16 protein-coding genes are annotated in these 17,078 nt (G+C 69.7%); 15 read left to right on the top strand and 1 reads right to left on the bottom strand.

Annotation, left to right across the window (positions count from 1 at the left end; genetic code table 11):
• Positions 1–3 precede the first annotated feature (3 nt).
• The 3 genes from ACFVHO_RS37100 to ACFVHO_RS37090 all read left to right on the top strand — a co-directional run bounded on the left by ACFVHO_RS37100 (position 4) and on the right by ACFVHO_RS37090 (position 2,998).
• Positions 4–1,251: a sensor histidine kinase gene (locus ACFVHO_RS37100; protein WP_385724795.1), complete on the top strand. Its 1,248-nt coding sequence runs from the start codon at positions 4–6 to the stop codon at positions 1,249–1,251.
• 393 nt (positions 1,252–1,644) lie between these two features.
• On the top strand, positions 1,645–1,941 hold the full coding sequence (locus ACFVHO_RS37095) for a DUF4193 domain-containing protein (RefSeq protein ID WP_030357326.1): 297 nt from the start codon (positions 1,645–1,647) through the stop codon (positions 1,939–1,941).
• A gap of 13 nt (positions 1,942–1,954) precedes the next feature.
• Positions 1,955–2,998 carry a hypothetical protein gene (locus ACFVHO_RS37090; protein WP_385724794.1) on the top strand — a complete coding sequence of 348 codons (1,044 nt, stop codon included), beginning with the start codon at positions 1,955–1,957 and terminating at the stop codon, positions 2,996–2,998.
• Between the two features lie 79 nt (positions 2,999–3,077).
• On the opposite strand, the gene ACFVHO_RS37085 is transcribed toward ACFVHO_RS37090, so the two are convergent.
• Positions 3,078–3,524, bottom strand: a complete 447-nt coding sequence (locus ACFVHO_RS37085) for a DUF3093 domain-containing protein (RefSeq protein ID WP_385724792.1) — start codon at positions 3,522–3,524, stop codon at positions 3,078–3,080.
• A gap of 58 nt (positions 3,525–3,582) precedes the next feature.
• On the opposite strand from ACFVHO_RS37085, the gene ACFVHO_RS37080 reads away from it, so the two are divergent.
• The 12 genes from ACFVHO_RS37080 (at position 3,583) to ACFVHO_RS37025 (ending at position 16,757) form a co-directional block, all read left to right on the top strand.
• Positions 3,583–4,167 (top strand): PaaI family thioesterase, encoded by a 585-nt coding sequence (locus ACFVHO_RS37080; protein ID WP_385724790.1) that lies wholly within the window; start codon positions 3,583–3,585, stop codon positions 4,165–4,167.
• Between the two features lie 20 nt (positions 4,168–4,187).
• Entirely contained in the window at positions 4,188–4,694 is a 507-nt protein-coding gene (gene dut, locus ACFVHO_RS37075) for a dUTP diphosphatase (protein WP_016639105.1), read from the top strand.
• A gap of 1 nt (position 4,695) precedes the next feature.
• The gene (locus tag ACFVHO_RS37070) at positions 4,696–5,469 is read left to right on the top strand and encodes a DUF3710 domain-containing protein (protein WP_385724788.1); all 774 of its coding nucleotides are present in this window, start codon (positions 4,696–4,698) and stop codon (positions 5,467–5,469) included.
• Positions 5,470–5,819: 350 nt separating this feature from the next.
• The gene (kdpF, locus tag ACFVHO_RS37065; protein ID WP_033264828.1) at positions 5,820–5,909 is read left to right on the top strand and encodes a K(+)-transporting ATPase subunit F; all 90 of its coding nucleotides are present in this window, start codon (positions 5,820–5,822) and stop codon (positions 5,907–5,909) included.
• A gap of 8 nt (positions 5,910–5,917) precedes the next feature.
• A complete protein-coding gene (kdpA, locus tag ACFVHO_RS37060; protein ID WP_385724786.1) occupies positions 5,918–7,582 on the top strand; it encodes a potassium-transporting ATPase subunit KdpA in 1,665 nt (554 codons plus the stop codon).
• Positions 7,579–9,732, top strand: a complete 2,154-nt coding sequence (kdpB, locus tag ACFVHO_RS37055; protein ID WP_385724785.1) for a potassium-transporting ATPase subunit KdpB — start codon at positions 7,579–7,581, stop codon at positions 9,730–9,732. The genes kdpA and kdpB overlap by 4 nt, the downstream gene beginning before the upstream one ends.
• Before the next feature lie 6 nt (positions 9,733–9,738).
• Positions 9,739–10,470: a potassium-transporting ATPase subunit C gene (locus ACFVHO_RS37050; protein ID WP_385724783.1), complete on the top strand. Its 732-nt coding sequence runs from the start codon at positions 9,739–9,741 to the stop codon at positions 10,468–10,470.
• 206 nt (positions 10,471–10,676) lie between these two features.
• Complete coding sequence (locus ACFVHO_RS37045; RefSeq protein ID WP_385724781.1) at positions 10,677–11,903, top strand: alginate lyase family protein; 1,227 nt, start codon at positions 10,677–10,679, stop codon at positions 11,901–11,903.
• A 232-nt stretch (positions 11,904–12,135) separates the two neighbouring features.
• On the top strand, positions 12,136–14,682 hold the full coding sequence (locus ACFVHO_RS37040) for an ATP-binding protein (RefSeq protein WP_385724779.1): 2,547 nt from the start codon (positions 12,136–12,138) through the stop codon (positions 14,680–14,682).
• A 74-nt stretch (positions 14,683–14,756) separates the two neighbouring features.
• Complete coding sequence (locus ACFVHO_RS37035) at positions 14,757–15,440, top strand: response regulator (protein WP_087886167.1); 684 nt, start codon at positions 14,757–14,759, stop codon at positions 15,438–15,440.
• A gap of 135 nt (positions 15,441–15,575) precedes the next feature.
• Positions 15,576–15,986, top strand: coding sequence for an OB-fold nucleic acid binding domain-containing protein (locus tag ACFVHO_RS37030; protein WP_190119441.1), 411 nt, complete (start codon positions 15,576–15,578; stop codon positions 15,984–15,986).
• A 3-nt stretch (positions 15,987–15,989) separates the two neighbouring features.
• Entirely contained in the window at positions 15,990–16,757 is a 768-nt protein-coding gene (locus ACFVHO_RS37025; protein ID WP_385724777.1) for a DUF3159 domain-containing protein, read from the top strand.
• The last annotated feature ends 321 nt before the right edge of the window (positions 16,758–17,078 follow it).

Genomic DNA, 17,078 nt, shown 5'->3' with positions numbered 1-17,078 from the left:
CCGGTGGCCGCGACTCCCGCGCCCCCAGGGGCGCCCCCGAAGCCCACCTGGGACCCGAGGAAGATCGATCCGCCCTTCCCGTGGCTGCGCCCGACCATCCGGATAAGGCTCACGCTGCTCTACGGCGGGATGTTCCTGATCGCGGGCATCCTGCTGCTCTCGATCATCTACCTCCTCGCCGCGCAGGCCCTGAACACCGGCAACGAACCCCTTTTCAAGATCGTGGGCGGCCGGGAGATCCGGGTGACCAGCGACAACTGCCCGCAGGCCTCCTCAGGCAACCTGCTGATCCCCGAGTTCAACGCCGCGATCAGCGCCTGCACCGACCACCAGCGCCAGGTCGCCCTGGACAACCTGCTCAGCCGCTCGCTGCTTGCCCTGCTCGGCCTCGCGGTCATCGCCTTCGCCTTCGGCTACGCGATGGCGGGCCGGGTGCTGTCCCCGCTCGGCCGGATCACCCGCACCGCGCGCGCGGTGGCGGGCTCGGACCTGTCCCGCCGGATCGAGCTGGACGGCCCGGACGACGAGCTGAAGGAGCTTTCGGACACCTTCGACGAGATGCTGGAGCGACTGCAGCGGGCCTTCACGGCCCAGCAGCGTTTCGTCGGCAACGCCTCGCACGAACTGCGCACACCCCTGGCGATCAACCGCACCCTCCTCGAAGTGCACCTGTCCGATCCCGGCGCACCCGTGGAGCTGCAACAGCTCGGCAAGACACTGCTCGCCACCAACGAGCGCAGCGAGCAGCTCGTGGAGGGCCTGCTGCTGCTAGCCCGCAGCGACAACCAGATCGTGGAGCGCAAGCCCGTGGACCTCGCGGAGGTCGCCGACCGCGCCGTCGACCAGGCGCTGTCCGAGGCCGACGCCAAGGGCGTGCAGATCCGCGGCGAGCGGGGCCCGGCGGTCGTGCAGGGCAACGGCGTGCTCCTGGAGCGCATCGCGTTGAACCTCGTGCAGAACGCCGTGCGCTACAACGTCAAGGAAGAGGGCTGGGTCGAGGTGACGACGGAGACCCAGCACGGCCAGGCCGTCCTCGTGGTGACCAACACCGGCCCCGTGGTGCCCGCGTACGAGATCGACAGCCTCTTCGAGCCCTTCCGTCGCCTGCGCACCGAGCGCACCGGCAGCGACAAGGGGGTCGGTCTCGGCCTGTCCATCGCCCGGTCGGTGGCGCGGGCCCACGGGGGCCGTATCATCGCGGAGCCGCGCGAGGGGGGTGGGCTCGTGATGCGAGTCACCCTGCCGATCTGAGATGCTGCCGCACAAGCGCCAGGATGTTCGCTTTACGCGGAATTTTCGGGACCTGGTCTCCGAGGATTCCTGTGTGATCGATCACAGGAGCGATTTTTCGGCCATCTACTCTCCGTGACCGTCGAAGTCGCCGGAAAGCCGGGAAAATCCGGGTTTTCGGGGGTCTTGATCACGGGAAGTACTCGGGGTGGCGCCCGTGAAGTGCGACATTCGGACCGTGTACGGTCCCGATCGCCATCCAAACCGATCACCTCTTCAGGGGTGCGGTTGGGTGTCGATTGAGTAACAGACCTTGATGTGAGGCAAAATCTCCGCCTCAGGTCGGGCACAAGTCCGGCCTCTCACGCGTTACGTGCGCTGAGACACCGCAGACACCCAGAGGGGGAGAGCGACATGGCAACGGACTACGACACCCCACGCAAGACCGACGATGACGTCAACGAGGACAGCATCGAGGAACTGAAGGCGCGGCGGAACGACAAGTCGACGTCGTCGGTGGACGTCGACGAGTTCGAGGCCGCGGAGGGCCTGGAGCTGCCCGGCGCGGACCTGTCCAACGAGGAGCTCGCCGTGCGCGTGCTCCCCAAGCAGCAGGACGAGTTCACGTGCATGAGCTGCTTCCTGGTGCACCACCGCAGCCAGCTGGCCCGTGAGAAGAACGGCCAGCCGATCTGCCGCGACTGCGACTGAGGCGGGGTCGGCCGTGACAGGCTCGACCCCGCCCAGGAAGCACCGCTTCCAGGACCAGGGAGCGGACGCGGACGCGCCCGAGCGCGCGTCGGAGGCCGAGCGGGGCCCTGAGGCCTCGCTCGACCCTGCCGGCACCCCGTCGCACGGCGACGGCGCCACAAGGGCACAGAACGCCGCTGAGGCGGCGTACGAGGCGGTTCCCGCGCTGGTGCGCGGTTCCGCCCTGGCAGTGCCGGAGACGGCCGCTCTCGCAGCGGCGGACAGGGAGTTCGACGGGGAAGGCACGGAGACGGACGAGCAGGGGGCCCGAGGCAAGGGCCGCCGCCTCACCGCCGTCACGAACGGACTGAAGAACGGCGTGCGCCGCGGCGGGCGCAGCGCCAAGGCCGGCATCGGCTATCTCGCCGACCGGATCATCGAGAACGCCCCGCGGATCCCGGTCCGCGACCTGGCGACGCTCCGCAAGCAGTTCCCGGGCCTCGGCCCCGAGCAGCTCGCGGACAAGCTCATCGCCGGGGCGGCGAACGCGACCTCCACGGTGGGCGCCGGAGTCGGCGCGGCGGCGATGCTGCCCGTGCCGCCCGCGATGCCCGCCGAGCTGGCCGCCGAGATCACCGGCGTCGCGGCCATAGAGCTGAAGCTGATCGCGGAGCTGCACGAGGTCTACGGCCGCCGGCCCGAGGGCAACCTCAAGGAGCGCAGCACCGCGTATCTGAGCGCCTGGACCGAGGAGCGCGGCATCGACGTGGTCAAGCCCTCGTCGATCAACACGGCGCTCGGCAGTCACATGAAGCGGGAACTGCGCCAGCAGATCATGAAGCGGATGGTGCGCAACCTGCCGAACCTGCTGCCGTTCATGGTGGGCGCGGCGGTCGGCGCCGTGATGAACCGCAGGGACACCAAGAAGCTCGCCGAGCGCGTGCGGGCCGACCTGCGCCGCAGCCAGGTGCCGTGGGACGCGCTCGAAGGCCTGCCGCCCCTGGAGGCCCCCGCCGAGCCGCTGCCGCTCGCGCCCAGGCCCAAGGACGCGTCCAGGCCCAAGGAGCTCGGGGCCTGAGGCCCCCTGGCCCGCGGCGCCCCAGGAGGGCAGCCCAGGGCAGTTCAGGGCCGGGCGCCGCCACGACGGGGAACGACCACTACGCCGCGCGTACGGCGTTCAGGGCCGCCGCCAGGCCCTCGGGGTTCCGCGTCGACAGATACACGTACGGAGTGGGGTCCTCGGGGTCCGTCACCTCTACCCGCAGTGCCGTAGGGATGTAGCTGCGCAGCACCATGAACGCGCGCGGATCCGCCTTGTAGGTCCGCCAGGCGCGCGCCTCGGCCTCGTCCAGGGGCTCGGCCGCCCCCAGCGCCGTCACCGGGATCTTCGCGTCCCCGGCCACCAGGGACCCGGCGACGACCCGGATCCGCACCGAGCCGTACGCGCTGGTGAGGACCGCCGCCAGGGCCGTGCCGCCGACCAGGCCGCCGAGGAGCGGCAGCGTGCCGAACGGGAGCATCGTCAGGGCGGCGGCGAGGCCGACCAGGACCGAGACGAGCCACCACGAACGGGGTGCGGTCAGGCGTTCTTCGTAAGGCTGCATGAAGCCAAGCTTGGCACGGTGCGCGACGGCCGCTGACGCGGAGGTAAGGTCTGCGCCTGTGAGTGGTACATCAGCAGCTCTGACACCCCCGGCGGACGCCATACGTCCCGTCCGCCACCCGGACGCGCCCGCGCCCGGCGAGCTCATCGGCGCGCACTACGAGCACTGTTTCGGGTGCGGGGGAGGGCAGGCCCACGGGCTGCACCTGGAGGCGCGGGCCGGTGAAGGCGTCGCCATCACCGCCGAGTTCACGGTGCGCGAGGCGCACCAGGGGGCCCCGGGGCTCGCGCACGGAGGCGTGCTCGCCACCGCGCTCGACGAGACGCTCGGTGCCCTGAACTGGCTGCTGCGGGCGATCGCCGTGACCGGGCGGCTCGAGACGGACTTCCGGCGGCCGGTTCCGGTCGGCACCGTGCTGTTCCTCGAGGCCGAGGTGACGGCCGTGGCCGGGCGGAAGATCTACTCGACCGCCACCGGCCGGATCGGTGGGCCCGAAGGTCCCGTCGCCGTGCGTGCCGAGGCCCTCTTCATCGAGGTGAAGGTGGACCACTTCATCGAAAACGGCCGCCCGGAGGAGATCCGCGCGGCCATGAACGACCCGGACCAGATCCGGCGCGCCCGCGCCTTCGAGGTGAACCCGTGACCCACCCTGCCCCTTTGGACGTGCTGATCCGGCGCGTCGACCCCGACGTACCGCTGCCGGCGTACGCACAGCCCGGCGATGCCGGTGCCGATGTGCGCACGACCGAGGCGTGCGAACTGGCGCCCGGTGAACGGGCGGTGCTGCCGACCGGGGTTTCCATCGCGCTGCCCGAGGGGTACGCGGCCTTCGTGCACCCCCGGTCCGGCCTCGCCGCACGCTGCGGTGTCGCCATGGTGAATGCCCCGGGGACGATTGATGCCGGGTACCGTGGGGAGATCAAGGTGATCGTGGTGAATCTCGACCCGCGCGAGAGCGTGCGGTTCGAGCGCTTCGACCGGATTGCCCAACTGGTCGTCCAGCAGGTCGAGAAGGTGCGCTTCCAGGAGGTGGCGGAGCTTCCCGGCTCGGTGCGGGCCGAAGGGGGATTCGGGTCCACCGGGGGCCATGCCGCCGTGGGCGTCAGCGCGGGTGAACAAACGGGTGGGAATCGATACGCGTCGGTCGTATCCGACCGGGAAGGACAGTGACGTGTTCGGACGTCGCAAGAAGAGCGGTGCCGCCGAGGACGCGGCGAGCGAGGCCGAGCAGGTCGTCGACGGCATCGACAACGAGGATGCCGAGGGCACTGAGGGTGCTGAGCCGCAGCGCGTGAGGCTGGAGCCGGAGCCGCGCCCCGACGGTCCCTGGGACATCTCCGAGGTCCGTGAGCCCGGCGAGGGCCGGGTCGACCTGGGCGGCCTTTTCGTGCCGGGGGTCGAGGGCATGGAGCTGCGCGTGGAGGTCGCCGGTGACGCGATCGTCGCGGCCACCGTCGTGCTCCAGGACAGCGCCGTGCAGCTGCAGGGCTTCGCCGCCCCCAAGCGCGAGGGCATCTGGGGCGAGGTCCGGGAGGAGATCGCCTCGGGCATCACCCAGCAGGGCGGTGTCATCGACGAGGTCGAGGGTCCGCTCGGCTGGGAGCTGCGCGCGCAGGTGCCGGTGCAGCTGCCGGACGGCACGGGCGGCTTCCAGGTGGTCAGGTTCGTCGGTGTGGACGGGCCGCGCTGGTTCCTGCGGGGTGTGATCTCCGGGCAGGGGGCCGTGCAGCCGCAGGCCGCGGGTCTGCTCGAGCAGATCTTCCGGGACACCGTCGTGGTCCGCGGCGAGGGTCCGATGGCCCCGCGCGACCCGATCGTCCTGAAGCTGCCGGACGACGCGCAGATGGTGCCCGAGGGCGTCCAGCAGGAGGACCAGGAGACCTCCCGGTTCTCCGGAGGCATGGGCCAGCTCGCGCGCGGGCCGGAAATCACCGAAGTACGCTGACGATCCGGCCGCCGCCGCGTCCGAACGGGTGACCCCGGGGCGCGGGAATGGCAGTCGTGCCTGATCGGAAAAGTTGCGAGCCGATGGGCCGCACTCCCTTATGAGGGAGTGCGGCCCATCGGTGTTTTCCCAGGTGGAAACGGAACGCGTAAGAGAGTCGTCAATGCGGCGCCAATGCCCGTAAGGGAGGTGTCAACGGCGATCGAAACCCGCCAGCGAAGCGGTTTCCTCAACACGTCAGTAATTCCGAATCTCATCTAGGAGCACACGATGGCCGACGTGGCCTTCGTCGTCACCACGATCGCGGTCTTTGCGCTGGTGGCACTCGTTGCCAAGGGGGTGGCGAAGCTGTGACCGCCGAAAACATCGTCGGCCTCGTCGTGGCCGTCGCCCTGCTGGGCTATCTCGTCCTCGCCCTTGTGTTCCCGGAGAGGTTCTGAGTCAAGAAATGAGTCCCGTCCTCGCTGGTGTGCTCCAGCTGCTCGCGCTCGTCGCCGCACTGGCTCTCGCATACCGTCCCCTCGGCGACTACATGGCCGGCGTCTACTCCTCCGACAAGCACCTGCGCGTCGAGAAGTGGATCTACAAGGGCATCGGTGCCAACCCCAACACCGAAATGCGCTGGCCCGCCTATCTCCGCGGCGTCCTGGCCTTCTCCGCGATCAGTGTGCTGTTCCTGTACCTGCTGCAGCGGCTCCAGGGCTCGCTGCCGGGTTCGCTCGGCTTCCAGGCCATCGACCCGGACCAGGCGTTCAACACGGCGGCCTCGTTCGTGGCGAACACCAACTGGCAGTCGTACTACGGCGAGCAGGCCATGGGCCACGTCGTGCAGACCGGCGGCCTCGCGGTGCAGAACTTCGTCTCGGCCGCCGTCGGCATCGCCGTGGCCGTGGCGCTGGTGCGCGGCTTCGCGCGCTCGCGCACCGGTGAGCTCGGCAACTTCTGGAGCGACCTGGTCCGCGGCGTCGTCCGCATCCTGATCCCGATCTCCGTCATCGGCGCGATCGTCCTGGTCGCCTGCGGCGCGATCCAGAACTTCTCCGGGATCCACGGCGTCGGCCAGTTCATGGGCGGCGAGCAGCAGTGGAACGGCGGCGCGGTCGCCTCGCAGGAGGTCATCAAGGAGCTGGGCACCAACGGTGGCGGTTACTTCAACGCCAACTCCGCCCACCCCTTCGAGAACCCGAACCCGATCTCGAACCTCTTCGAGATCTTCCTGATCCTGGTCATCCCGTTCGCCCTGACCCGGACCTTCGGCAAGATGGTCGGCTCGGTCAAGCAGGGCTACGCGATCCTCGCCACGATGGCGACGATCTGGCTCGGTTTCATCGCCCTGATGATGTGGACCGAGTTCCACCACGGCGGCCCGGCGTTCGACCTCGCGGGCGGTGCCATGGAGGGCAAGGAGACCCGCTTCGGCATCAGCGGCTCGGCGATCTTCTCGGTCTCCACGACGCTCACCTCGACCGGTGCGGTGAACTCGTTCCACTCCTCGAACACCGGCTTCGGCGGCGGCATCGACCTGCTGGGCATGCAACTCGGCGAGATCGCGCCCGGTGGTACCGGCTCCGGTCTCTACGGCATGCTCATCATGGCGATCATCGCGGTCTTCATCGCGGGTCTCATGGTCGGACGCACCCCGGAGTACCTCGGCAAGAAGATCGGCACCCGCGAGATCAAGCTCGCGGCCTGCTACATCCTCGTCACGCCCGCGCTCGTGCTCGGCTTCACCGGTGCCTCCATGGCGCTGTCGACGCCGAAGGACTCGATGCTCAACAGCGGCGCGCACGGCTTCTCCGAGATCCTGTACGCCTTCACCTCCGGCGCGAACAACAACGGATCGGCCTTCGCGGGTCTGAGCGCGGACACGCAGTGGTTCAACACCACGATCGGTCTCGCGATGCTGCTCGGCCGTTTCCTGCCGATGGTGTTCGTCCTCGCGCTCGCCGGTTCGCTGGCCGAGCAGAAGCCGATCCCGGCCACGGCAGGCACGCTCCGTACCGAAAAGCCCCTGTTCACGGGCCTGTTGGTCGGCACCATCATGATCATCACCGGTCTGACGTACTTCCCGGCGCTCGCGCTCGGGCCCCTCGCAGAGGGTCTCGCGTCATGACAACCGACACCAGGAAGCAAGAGGAGCCCGGCTCCATGTCCTCCACGTCCACCGCTACTCCCACGCGTGCGCCGCACCAGGACGTGCCCACCGGGCACAAGCCGGAAGACGGCAAGGTCGGCGGCGGCCTGTTCGACCCCAAGCAGCTGCTGAAGTCGTTCCCGGACGCCATCAGGAAGCTCGACCCGCGGGTGATGATCAAGGCGCCCGTCATGTTCGTCGTCCTCGTCGGCTCGGTGCTCACCACCGTGCTCGCCTTCAAGGACCCCGGCGACTGGTTCGGCTGGGCGATCGCCGCGTGGCTGTGGCTGACCACGATCTTCGCGAACCTCGCGGAGGCGGTGGCCGAGGGGCGCGGCAAGGCCCAGGCCGACACCCTGCGCAAGGCCAAGACCGACACGGTCGCCCGGCGCCTGTCCGCCGACGGCAAGACCGAGGAGCAGGTGCCCGGCACCGAGCTCAAGATCGGTGACCTGGTCGTCTGCGAGGCGGGCGACGTCATCCCCGGCGACGGTGACGTCGTCGAGGGCGTGGCGAGCGTCGACGAGTCGGCGATCACCGGTGAGTCGGCTCCGGTCATCCGTGAGTCCGGCGGCGACCGCTCGGCCGTCACCGGCGGTACGAAGGTCCTCTCCGACCGCGTCGTCATCAAGATCACGACGAAGCCGGGCGAGACCTTCATCGACCGGATGATCAACCTGGTCGAGGGCGCGGCCCGGCAGAAGACGCCCAACGAGATCGCGCTGAACATCCTGCTGGCCTCGCTGACCATCGTCTTCCTGCTCGCGGTCGTCACGCTGCAGCCGTTCGCGGTGTACGCGGGCGCCGAGCAGTCGATGATCGTGCTCGCCGCGCTCCTGGTCTGCCTGATCCCGACGACCATCGGCGCGCTGCTCTCCGCGATCGGCATCGCGGGCATGGACCGCCTGGTCCAGCGCAACGTCCTCGCGATGTCAGGGCGTGCGGTGGAAGCCGCCGGTGACGTCTCCACGCTGCTGCTCGACAAGACCGGCACCATCACCCTCGGCAACCGTCAGGCCGCCGAGTTCGTGCCGGTGCGCGGCACCACCGAGGCCGAGGTGGCGGACGCCGCCCAGCTCTCCTCGCTGGCCGACGAGACGCCCGAGGGCCGCTCGATCGTCGTGCTCGCCAAGGAGAAGTACGGCCTGCGCGAGCGCCACCAGGGCGAGCTGACCGGTGCCGAGTGGGTCGCCTTCACCGCCCAGACCCGGATGTCGGGTGTGGACGTGGACGGCCGCAAGGTCCGCAAGGGCGCGACCGGCTCGGTCGTCGCCTGGGTCGAGGAGCGCGGCGGCACCGTCACGCCCGAGGCGCAGGAGCTCACCGACAAGATCTCGCAGGCGGGCGGCACGCCGCTGCTCGTCGCCCTGGAGGACACCGACGGCGCCCGCGTCCTCGGCGTCATCCACCTCAAGGACGTCGTCAAGGAGGGCATGCGGGAGCGGTTCGACGAGCTGCGCCGCATGGGCATCAAGACCGTCATGATCACGGGTGACAACCCGCTGACGGCCAAGGCGATCGCCGACGAGGCGGGCGTGGACGACTTCCTCGCGGAGGCCACGCCCGAGGACAAGATGGCGCTCATCAAGCGCGAGCAGGCCGGTGGCAAGCTCGTCGCGATGACGGGTGACGGCACCAACGACGCCCCGGCGCTCGCGCAGGCCGACGTCGGCGTGGCCATGAACACCGGTACCTCGGCCGCCAAGGAGGCCGGGAACATGGTGGACCTGGACTCCAACCCGACCAAGCTCATCGAGATCGTGGAGATCGGCAAGCAGTTGCTGATCACCCGCGGCGCCCTGACCACCTTCTCGATCGCCAACGACGTCGCGAAGTACTTCGCGATCATCCCGGCGATGTTCGCGGTGGTCTACCCGGGCCTGGACAAGCTCAACGTCATGGACCTGTCCAGCCCCAAGTCCGCGATCCTGTCGGCCGTCATCTTCAACGCGCTGATCATCGTGGCCCTCGTACCGCTGGCCCTGAAGGGCGTGCAGTACCGGCCGATGAGCGCGGACCGGATGCTGCGGCGCAACCTTGGGATCTACGGCCTCGGCGGGCTCGTCGCCCCGTTCATCGGCATCAAGATCATCGACCTGCTCATCTCCCTCATCCCGGGCATTGGGTGACCTGAAATGAACAACTCCGTAGGAAACACCGCCCGGTTGCTGGGCGCCGGACTGCGCGCCCTGCTCGTCCTGACCGTCATCTGCGGCGTGATCTACCCGCTCGCCGTGACCGGCGTCGCCCAGGCCCTGTTCAACGACAAGGCCAACGGCTCCGAGATCAAGGACGGCGGCAAGGTCGTCGGCTCCGAGTTGATCGGACAGCGCTACGACCTGCCGCTGAAGAAGGGCCAGGAGACCCCGGAGCCGGACCTGAAGTGGTTCCAGCCCCGGCCGTCCAACGGGCTCGGCGAGAACAGCGTGAACACGCAGTACAAGCTGATCCTCTCCGGCGCCACCAACCTGTCCGGCGACTCCGGGTCCATGAAGGAGGGCGGCAAGAAGGACGGCAAGGAGGTCTGCGACCCCAAGGCCGAGGAGGGCCTCTGCGCCCAGGTCCTCGCCGCCCGGGACGCCGTCATCAAGGACAACGAGACGTCCGACTACAAGGTCAAGCCCTCGGACATCCCGGCGGAGGCCGTGACGTCCTCGGGCTCGGGCCTGGACCCGCACATCTCCCCGAAGTACGCCGACCTCCAGGCCCACCGCGTCGCGGACAAGAACGGTCTGGACGTCAAGCAGGTGGAGAAGCTGGTCGACGACCACACCGACGGGCGGATCCTCGGCTTCATCGGCGAGCCGCGCGTCAACGTGCTCAAGCTCAACATCGCGTTGAAGCACCTGGTGGCGGAGAAGGGCTGACCTTCCCGAGCGCCTTCAAGGCCCCCCGCGGTCCGGTTCGCCGGACCGCGGGGGGCCTTCTTCATGCCGTCTTCCCACCTGTTTCCCGCCTGGTTCCCGCCTTCTTCAAGCCTTGACGGAAGTCAGGTCCGTACCTATGGTCACCGTTCAACACGCGTGTTCAGACAGGCACTTGAGGTTCACATACACGAACGGATGGCCTCTTCATGGCGCCCACCCCCACACCCGTACGCCACCGCCGCAGACCACGCCCGGCCCTCCTCGCGACCGCCGCCACCGCCGTGGCCGCCCTCGCCGCCACCCTCCTCGCCTGGCCCGGCACCGACCGCGCCGACGCGGCCCCCGCCACCTTCGCGCACCCCGGAGTGACCGTCTCCAAGAGCCAGTTGGACTTCACCCGCGAGAAGGTGAACGCGGGCGCCCAGCCCTGGAAGGGCGCCTACGACCAGATGATGGGGAGCAAGTACGCCTCCCTCTCGCGCACCCCCAAGCCCCGCGCGATCGTCGAGTGCGGCTCGTACTCCAACCCCAACTACGGCTGCACCGACGAGCGCGAGGACGCGATAGCCGCGTACACCACCGCGCTCGCCTGGTACGTCACCCGTGACGAGCGGTACGCGAAGAAGTCGATCGAGCTGATGGACGCCTGGTCCGGCACCATCAAGGACCACACCAACAGCAACGCCCCGCTCCAGACCGGCTGGGCCGGCTCCTCCTGGCCCAGGGCCGCGGAGATCATCAAGCACACGTACACAGGCACCTGGGCCAACTCCGGGCGCTTCGCGACCATGCTGCGCAACGTCTACCTGTCGAAGATCATCAACGGCTCCAACTCCAACGGCAACTGGGAGCTGTCGATGATGGAGGCCGCGATCGGCATCTCCGTCTTCCTGGAGGACAAGGCGTCGTACGACAAGGCCATGGCGAAGTTCCGCACGCGCACCGCCGCGTACGTCTATCTGCCCTCCGACGGCGCGCTGCCCAAGACCGTGCCGAGCCAGAACCTGAACACCCGCGAGAAGATCGTCAAGTACTGGCAGGGGCAGGGCACCTTCGTCGCCGGGCTCACCCAGGAGACCTGTCGCGACTTCACGCACACCGGCTACGGCATCTCCGCCATCGCGCACGTCGCCGAGACCAGCCGCATCCAGGGCCAGGACCTGTACGGCACGGACGTCGGCGAGCGCCTCCAGCACGCGCTCGGCTTCCAGGCCAAGTACGAGCTGGGTGAGGCGCCGCCCGGATGGCTGTGCGGCGGCTCCGTGCACCGCGGCCTCGGACCCATCACGGAGGTCGGCTACAACGCCCTGCACAACCGTCTCGGCGTGCCCATGGCCAACACCCAGCGGCTCACCGAGCAGAAGCGCCCGGCCGGGTCCAACAACCTCTTCGTGGCCTGGGAGACGCTGACGCACGGGGACAACCCGCGCTGACCGGGCTCCTGGACCGCATCGGGGCCGCTCCGCCGTGGCGGGGCGGCCCCACCGTGCCGTTCAAGGCCGAAAATCATGTGCCGTGCCCCACAGCGGACGCAATAGGACGCAGGAGAAGGCATCAGGGTTGTGTCAAGGAGCCTCAGGAAGGTCGGCCTCGTCCCCTTTGCCGTAATTGTTGGCCGTAAGGTCGACGCTGCGTACACAGCAGTTTCAGGAAGACAATGGGGCCATGGCACGCGGCAAGCTACGGATCTACCTCGGTGCGGCACCGGGCGTCGGCAAGACGTACGCGATGCTGTCCGAGGCCCACCGTCGTATCGAGCGCGGTACGGACTGCGCGGTCGCCTTCGTGGAGCACCACAACCGTCCCCGCACCGAGGTGATGCTGCACGGCCTGGAGCAGGTGCCCCGCAAGGAGCTGGACTACCGGGGCTCCCGGTTCAGCGAGATGGACGTGGACGCCGTGCTGCGGCGCGCGCCCGCCGTCGCGCTCGTCGACGAGCTGCCGCACACCAACGTGCCGGGCTCGCGCAACGCCAAGCGCTGGCAGGACGTCGAGGAACTGCTCGAAGCGGGCATCGACGTCATATCCACCGTCAACATCCAGCACCTGGAGTCGCTCGGCGACGTGGTCGAGTCGATCACCGGCGTCCGGCAGCGCGAGACGGTGCCGGACGAGGTGGTGCGCCGCGCGGACCAGATCGAGCTGGTCGACATGTCGCCCCAGGCGCTGCGCCGCCGGATGGCGCACGGGAACATCTACAAGGCCGACAAGGTCGACGCGGCCCTGTCCAACTACTTCCGCCCCGGGAACCTCACGGCCCTGCGCGAGCTGGCGCTGCTGTGGGTGGCGGACCGGGTCGACGAATACCTCCAGCAGTACCGGGGCGAGCACAACATCCGCTCCACCTGGCAGGCCCGCGAACGCATCGTCATCGGCCTCACCGGCGGACCCGAGGGCCGTACCCTCATCCGCCGCGCCGCCCGCATGGCCGCCAAGGGCTCCGGCAGCGAGATCCTCGCCGTCTACATCGCCCGCAGCGACGGCCTCACCGCGGCATCGCCGAAGGAGCTGGCCGTCCAGCGGACCCTCGTGGAGGACCTTGGCGGAACCTTTCATCACGTCATCGGCGACGACATCCCGGCGGCACTCCTGGAGTTCGCGCGCGGCGTCAACGCCACCCAGATCGTCCTCGGCTCCTCGCGCCGCAAGGCCTGGCAGTACGTCTTCGGGCCCGGCGTCGGCGCCACCGTCGCCCGCGAGTCCGGGCCCGACCTGGACGTCCACATCGTCACGCACGGCGAGGTGGCCAAGGGGCGCGGGCTGCCCGTGGCACGCGGCGCCCGGCTCGGCCGCTCCCGGATCATCTGGGGCTGGCTGGTCGGCATCGTCGGCCCCGCGCTCCTGACGCTGCTGCTCACCAACGTCGACGCGGACCTCGGTCTCGCCAACGACATGCTGCTGTTCCTGACGCTCACGGTGGCGGCGGCCCTGCTCGGCGGTCTGATCCCGTCCCTGGCGTCGGCGGCGTTCGGCTCCCTGCTGCTCAACTACTACTTCACTCCGCCGCTGCACCAGTGGACGATCTCCGACGCCAAGAACATCGTCGCGATCGTCGTCTTCGTGTCCGTGGCGATCTCCGTGGCCTCCGTCGTGGACCTCGCCGCGCGCCGCACCCACCAGGCGGCCCGGCTCCGCGCCGAGTCGGAGATCCTCTCCCACCTCGCGGGCAGCGTCCTGCGCGGCGAGAACAGCCTGGAATCCCTCCTGGAGACCGTCCGCGAGACCTTCGCCATGGAGTCCGTGGCCCTCCTGGAGCGCGAGAGCGACGTGACGCCGTGGACCTGCGCGGGCAGCGTCGGCGCCCGCGCCCACGTCGGCCGCCCCGAGGACGCCGAGGTGGACGTGCCGGTCGGCGACCACATGGCGCTCGCCCTGAGCGGCCGCGTCCTGCCCGCCGAGGACCGCCGCGTCCTCGCCGCCTTCGCCGCGCAGGCCGCCGTGGTCCTCGACCGCCAGCGCCTGCAGACCGAGGCCGACCAGGCCCGCGCCCTCGCCGAGGGCAACCGCATCCGTACCGCCCTGCTCGCCGCCGTCAGCCACGACCTGCGCACCCCCCTCGCCGGGATCAAGGCCGCCGTGTCCTCGCTGCGCTCGGAGGACGTGGAGTGGTCCGAGGAGGACCAGGCCGAGCTGCTCGCGGGCATCGAGGCCGGCGCCGACCGCCTCGATCACCTGGTGGGCAACCTCCTGGACATGTCCCGCCTGCAGACCGGCACGGTCGCCCCGCTGATCCGCGAGATCGACCTCGACGAGGTGGTCCCGATGGCCCTCGGCGGCGTCCCCGACGGCAGCGTCGTCCTGGACATCCCGGAGGACCTGCCGATGGTCGCCGTCGACAAGGGCCTCCTGGAGCGCGCCGTCGCCAACATCGTGGAGAACGCCGTCAAGTACGCGCCGGAGGAAGAACCCGTGTTCGTCTCGGCCAGCGCCCTCGGCGCCCGCGTCGAGCTGCGGGTCGTCGACCGGGGACCCGGCGTCCCCGATGACGCCAAGGACCGCATCTTCGAGCCTTTCCAGCGCTACGGTGACGCTCCACGCGGAAGCGGCGTCGGCCTCGGCCTCGCGGTCGCCCGCGGCTTCGTGGAATCCATGGGGGGAACCCTCAACGCGGAGGACACTCCTGGTGGTGGCCTCACGATGGTGCTCACGCTGAAGGCGGCGGCCGGACGACCGCCCGTCGTACCGGACCTCTCCGCCCAGATGACCTCGTGACCGCCACCGAACGCCCCGTACGTGGCACCGAAAGCCGCGTCAGCGGCGCTGACAAGCCCGAAAGGCAGGTAGGAATGACCCGGGTGCTCGTGGTCGACGACGAGCCGCAGATCGTACGCGCCCTCGTGATCAATCTGAAGGCACGCAAGTACGAGGTGGACGCGGCACCGGACGGCGCCACCGCCCTCCAGCTCGCCGCCGCCCGCCACCCCGACGTGATCGTGCTCGACCTCGGTCTGCCCGACATGGACGGCGTGGAGGTGATCAAGGGCCTGCGCGGCTGGACGCGCGTGCCCATCCTGGTCCTCTCGGCCCGGCACAGCTCGGACGAGAAGGTCGAGGCCCTCGACGCCGGTGCCGACGACTACGTGACCAAGCCCTTCGGCATGGACGAACTCCTCGCCCGGCTGCGCGCCGCCGTCCGCCGCGCGGAGCCCACCGGCGCCGGTGAGGACGACGTGATGGTCGACACCGAGGACTTCACCGTCGACCTGGCCGCGAAGAAGGTCAACCGCAACGGCCGCGACGTACGCCTGACCCCCACGGAGTGGCACCTCCTGGAGGTCCTGGTGCGCAACGCGGGCCGTCTCGTCAGCCAGAAGCAGCTCCTGCAGGAGGTGTGGGGCCCCTCGTACGGAACGGAGACGAACTACCTCCGCGTCTACATGGCCCAGCTGCGCCGGAAGCTGGAGGCGGATCCGGCGCACCCCCGGCACTTCATCACGGAGCCCGGGATGGGATACCGGTTCGAACGGTAGTGCGGCCTCGGGGTGGCGGGGGAGCGGTGGCCGGGTTTCGCCCCCCGGAGGCTTGACGCCCGCCCCTGGTGGGCATCAGCACAGGTGAGCGCACCCATTGCGGGGGCGCCGGTGACCACCGGTACGCTTTCGGGTATGAGTGCTGTTCCTGGTTCTGCCCCTGGATCCGGCAAGCCGGCAGGCCGCTTCCGGCGCATGCTCGACCGGCTGTCGTCCTCCCAGGAGGACCTGGAGTCGCAGGAGCTGCGCGAGGACGCCGAGACGGCCGGCTGTACGCGCATCGGTGACTGCCACGACCGCCAGATAGTCACCGTTACTGGTACGTTGCGCACGGTCACCCTGCGGCCCCGCGCCGGCGTCCCCGCCCTGGAGGCGGAGCTGTTCGACGGCTCCGCCGCGCTCGACGTGGTGTGGCTCGGCCGGCGCTCCATCGTGGGGATCGAGCCGGGGCGCCGCCTGATCGCGTCGGGGCGGATCTCCATAGACCGCGGCCGCAGAGTGCTCTTCAATCCCAAGTACGAACTCAGACCGCTCGGACGGGAGTAACCGGTGACGTCAGTCGACAAGCCGACCGACCAGGCCGTGGGCGACCGCCCGCAGGACGCGGAGGCCGCGCGCGCGGCCCAGGACGCCGAGACCAGGGCACTGACCCAGGCCGCGCTGTTCGACGCCTTCGGCGGCATCCGCGGCACGGTCGAGACGATGGTGCCGGGCCTGCTGTTCGTGCTGATCTACACGATCAGCAAGGACCTGCACCTGTCGGCCATCGCGGCCCTCGCCGTGGCGCTGATCCTGGTCGTGGTCCGCCTGGTCCGTCGGGACACCGTCAAGCACGCGTTCAGCGGCGTCTTCGGCGTCGCGTTCGGCGTGGCCTTCGCCATGTTCACGGGCAACGCCAAGGACTTCTACCTGCCCGGGATGATCTACGGCACCGGGCTCGGCGCGGCCTTCTTCCTCTCCGCGCTCGTCGGCTATCCGCTGCTCGGGCTGCTGCTCGGGCCGGTCTTCCGCGAGAACCTCTCCTGGCGTACCCGCAATCCGGGACGCAAGAAGGCGTACACGAAGGCGTCGCTGGCCTGGGGCCTGATCTTCCTCGCCAAGTACGCCATCCTCTTCCCGCTGTACTGGTGGGCGGACACCGAGCAGCTCGGCTGGGTCCTGATCGCCCTCAAGCTGCCGCCGATGGTCCTCGCCGTCTACTTCACCTGGGTCTTCCTGGCGAAGGCGCCGCCGCCGATCGATGTGTTCGCGGAGATGGAGGCCGAGGAGAAGGCCGAGGCCGAGCGGAAGGCCGCGGCTCAGCAGCGACAGGCCTAGGGCCCGTCGGCCTTCGCGGGGCGCCCCAGTCCCACCCCTTCTCCGAAACCGGGGGCTGCCGCCCCCTGGACCCCCGCCGTCGGCGCTCCGCGCCTCGTCCTCAAGCGCCGGACGGGCTGGATACTGCCGGGCGGGCTCGAAGGTGCCCAGTGGGCAAGCTGTAAGGGCACCCGGTGGGTGAGGTGTTTCGGGGCCTGACGGTGCCGGGCTGTTGGTCAGTGAGGGGAAGGTTGGGCGGGTGGGTGGGAGGTAGCCCGTCCGGCGATTGAGGACCAGGCGCGGAGCGCCGTTGGTGGCGGTCACGCAGGTGGGGGGGGCGCC

It is taken from the genome of Streptomyces sp. NPDC127108 (assembly GCF_042677545.1).
Classification (GTDB): domain Bacteria; phylum Actinomycetota; class Actinomycetes; order Streptomycetales; family Streptomycetaceae; genus Streptomyces.
This window is presented reverse-complemented; position numbering and strand designations above follow the sequence as displayed.

Excerpts from the sequence above, each read along its gene's own strand:
- ACFVHO_RS37095 (WP_030357326.1), top strand. The coding sequence starts at position 1,645 with ATGGCAACGGACTACGACACCCCACGCAAGACCGACGATGACGTCAAC.
- ACFVHO_RS37085 (WP_385724792.1), bottom strand. The coding sequence starts at position 3,524 with ATGCAGCCTTACGAAGAACGCCTGACCGCACCCCGTTCGTGGTGGCTC.
- kdpA (WP_385724786.1), top strand. The coding sequence starts at position 5,918 with ATGAGTCCCGTCCTCGCTGGTGTGCTCCAGCTGCTCGCGCTCGTCGCC.
- kdpB (WP_385724785.1), top strand. The coding sequence starts at position 7,579 with ATGACAACCGACACCAGGAAGCAAGAGGAGCCCGGCTCCATGTCCTCC.
- ACFVHO_RS37050 (WP_385724783.1), top strand. The coding sequence starts at position 9,739 with ATGAACAACTCCGTAGGAAACACCGCCCGGTTGCTGGGCGCCGGACTG.
- ACFVHO_RS37045 (WP_385724781.1), top strand. The coding sequence starts at position 10,677 with ATGGCGCCCACCCCCACACCCGTACGCCACCGCCGCAGACCACGCCCG.
- ACFVHO_RS37040 (WP_385724779.1), top strand. The coding sequence starts at position 12,136 with ATGGCACGCGGCAAGCTACGGATCTACCTCGGTGCGGCACCGGGCGTC.
- ACFVHO_RS37035 (WP_087886167.1), top strand. The coding sequence starts at position 14,757 with ATGACCCGGGTGCTCGTGGTCGACGACGAGCCGCAGATCGTACGCGCC.
- ACFVHO_RS37030 (WP_190119441.1), top strand. The coding sequence starts at position 15,576 with ATGAGTGCTGTTCCTGGTTCTGCCCCTGGATCCGGCAAGCCGGCAGGC.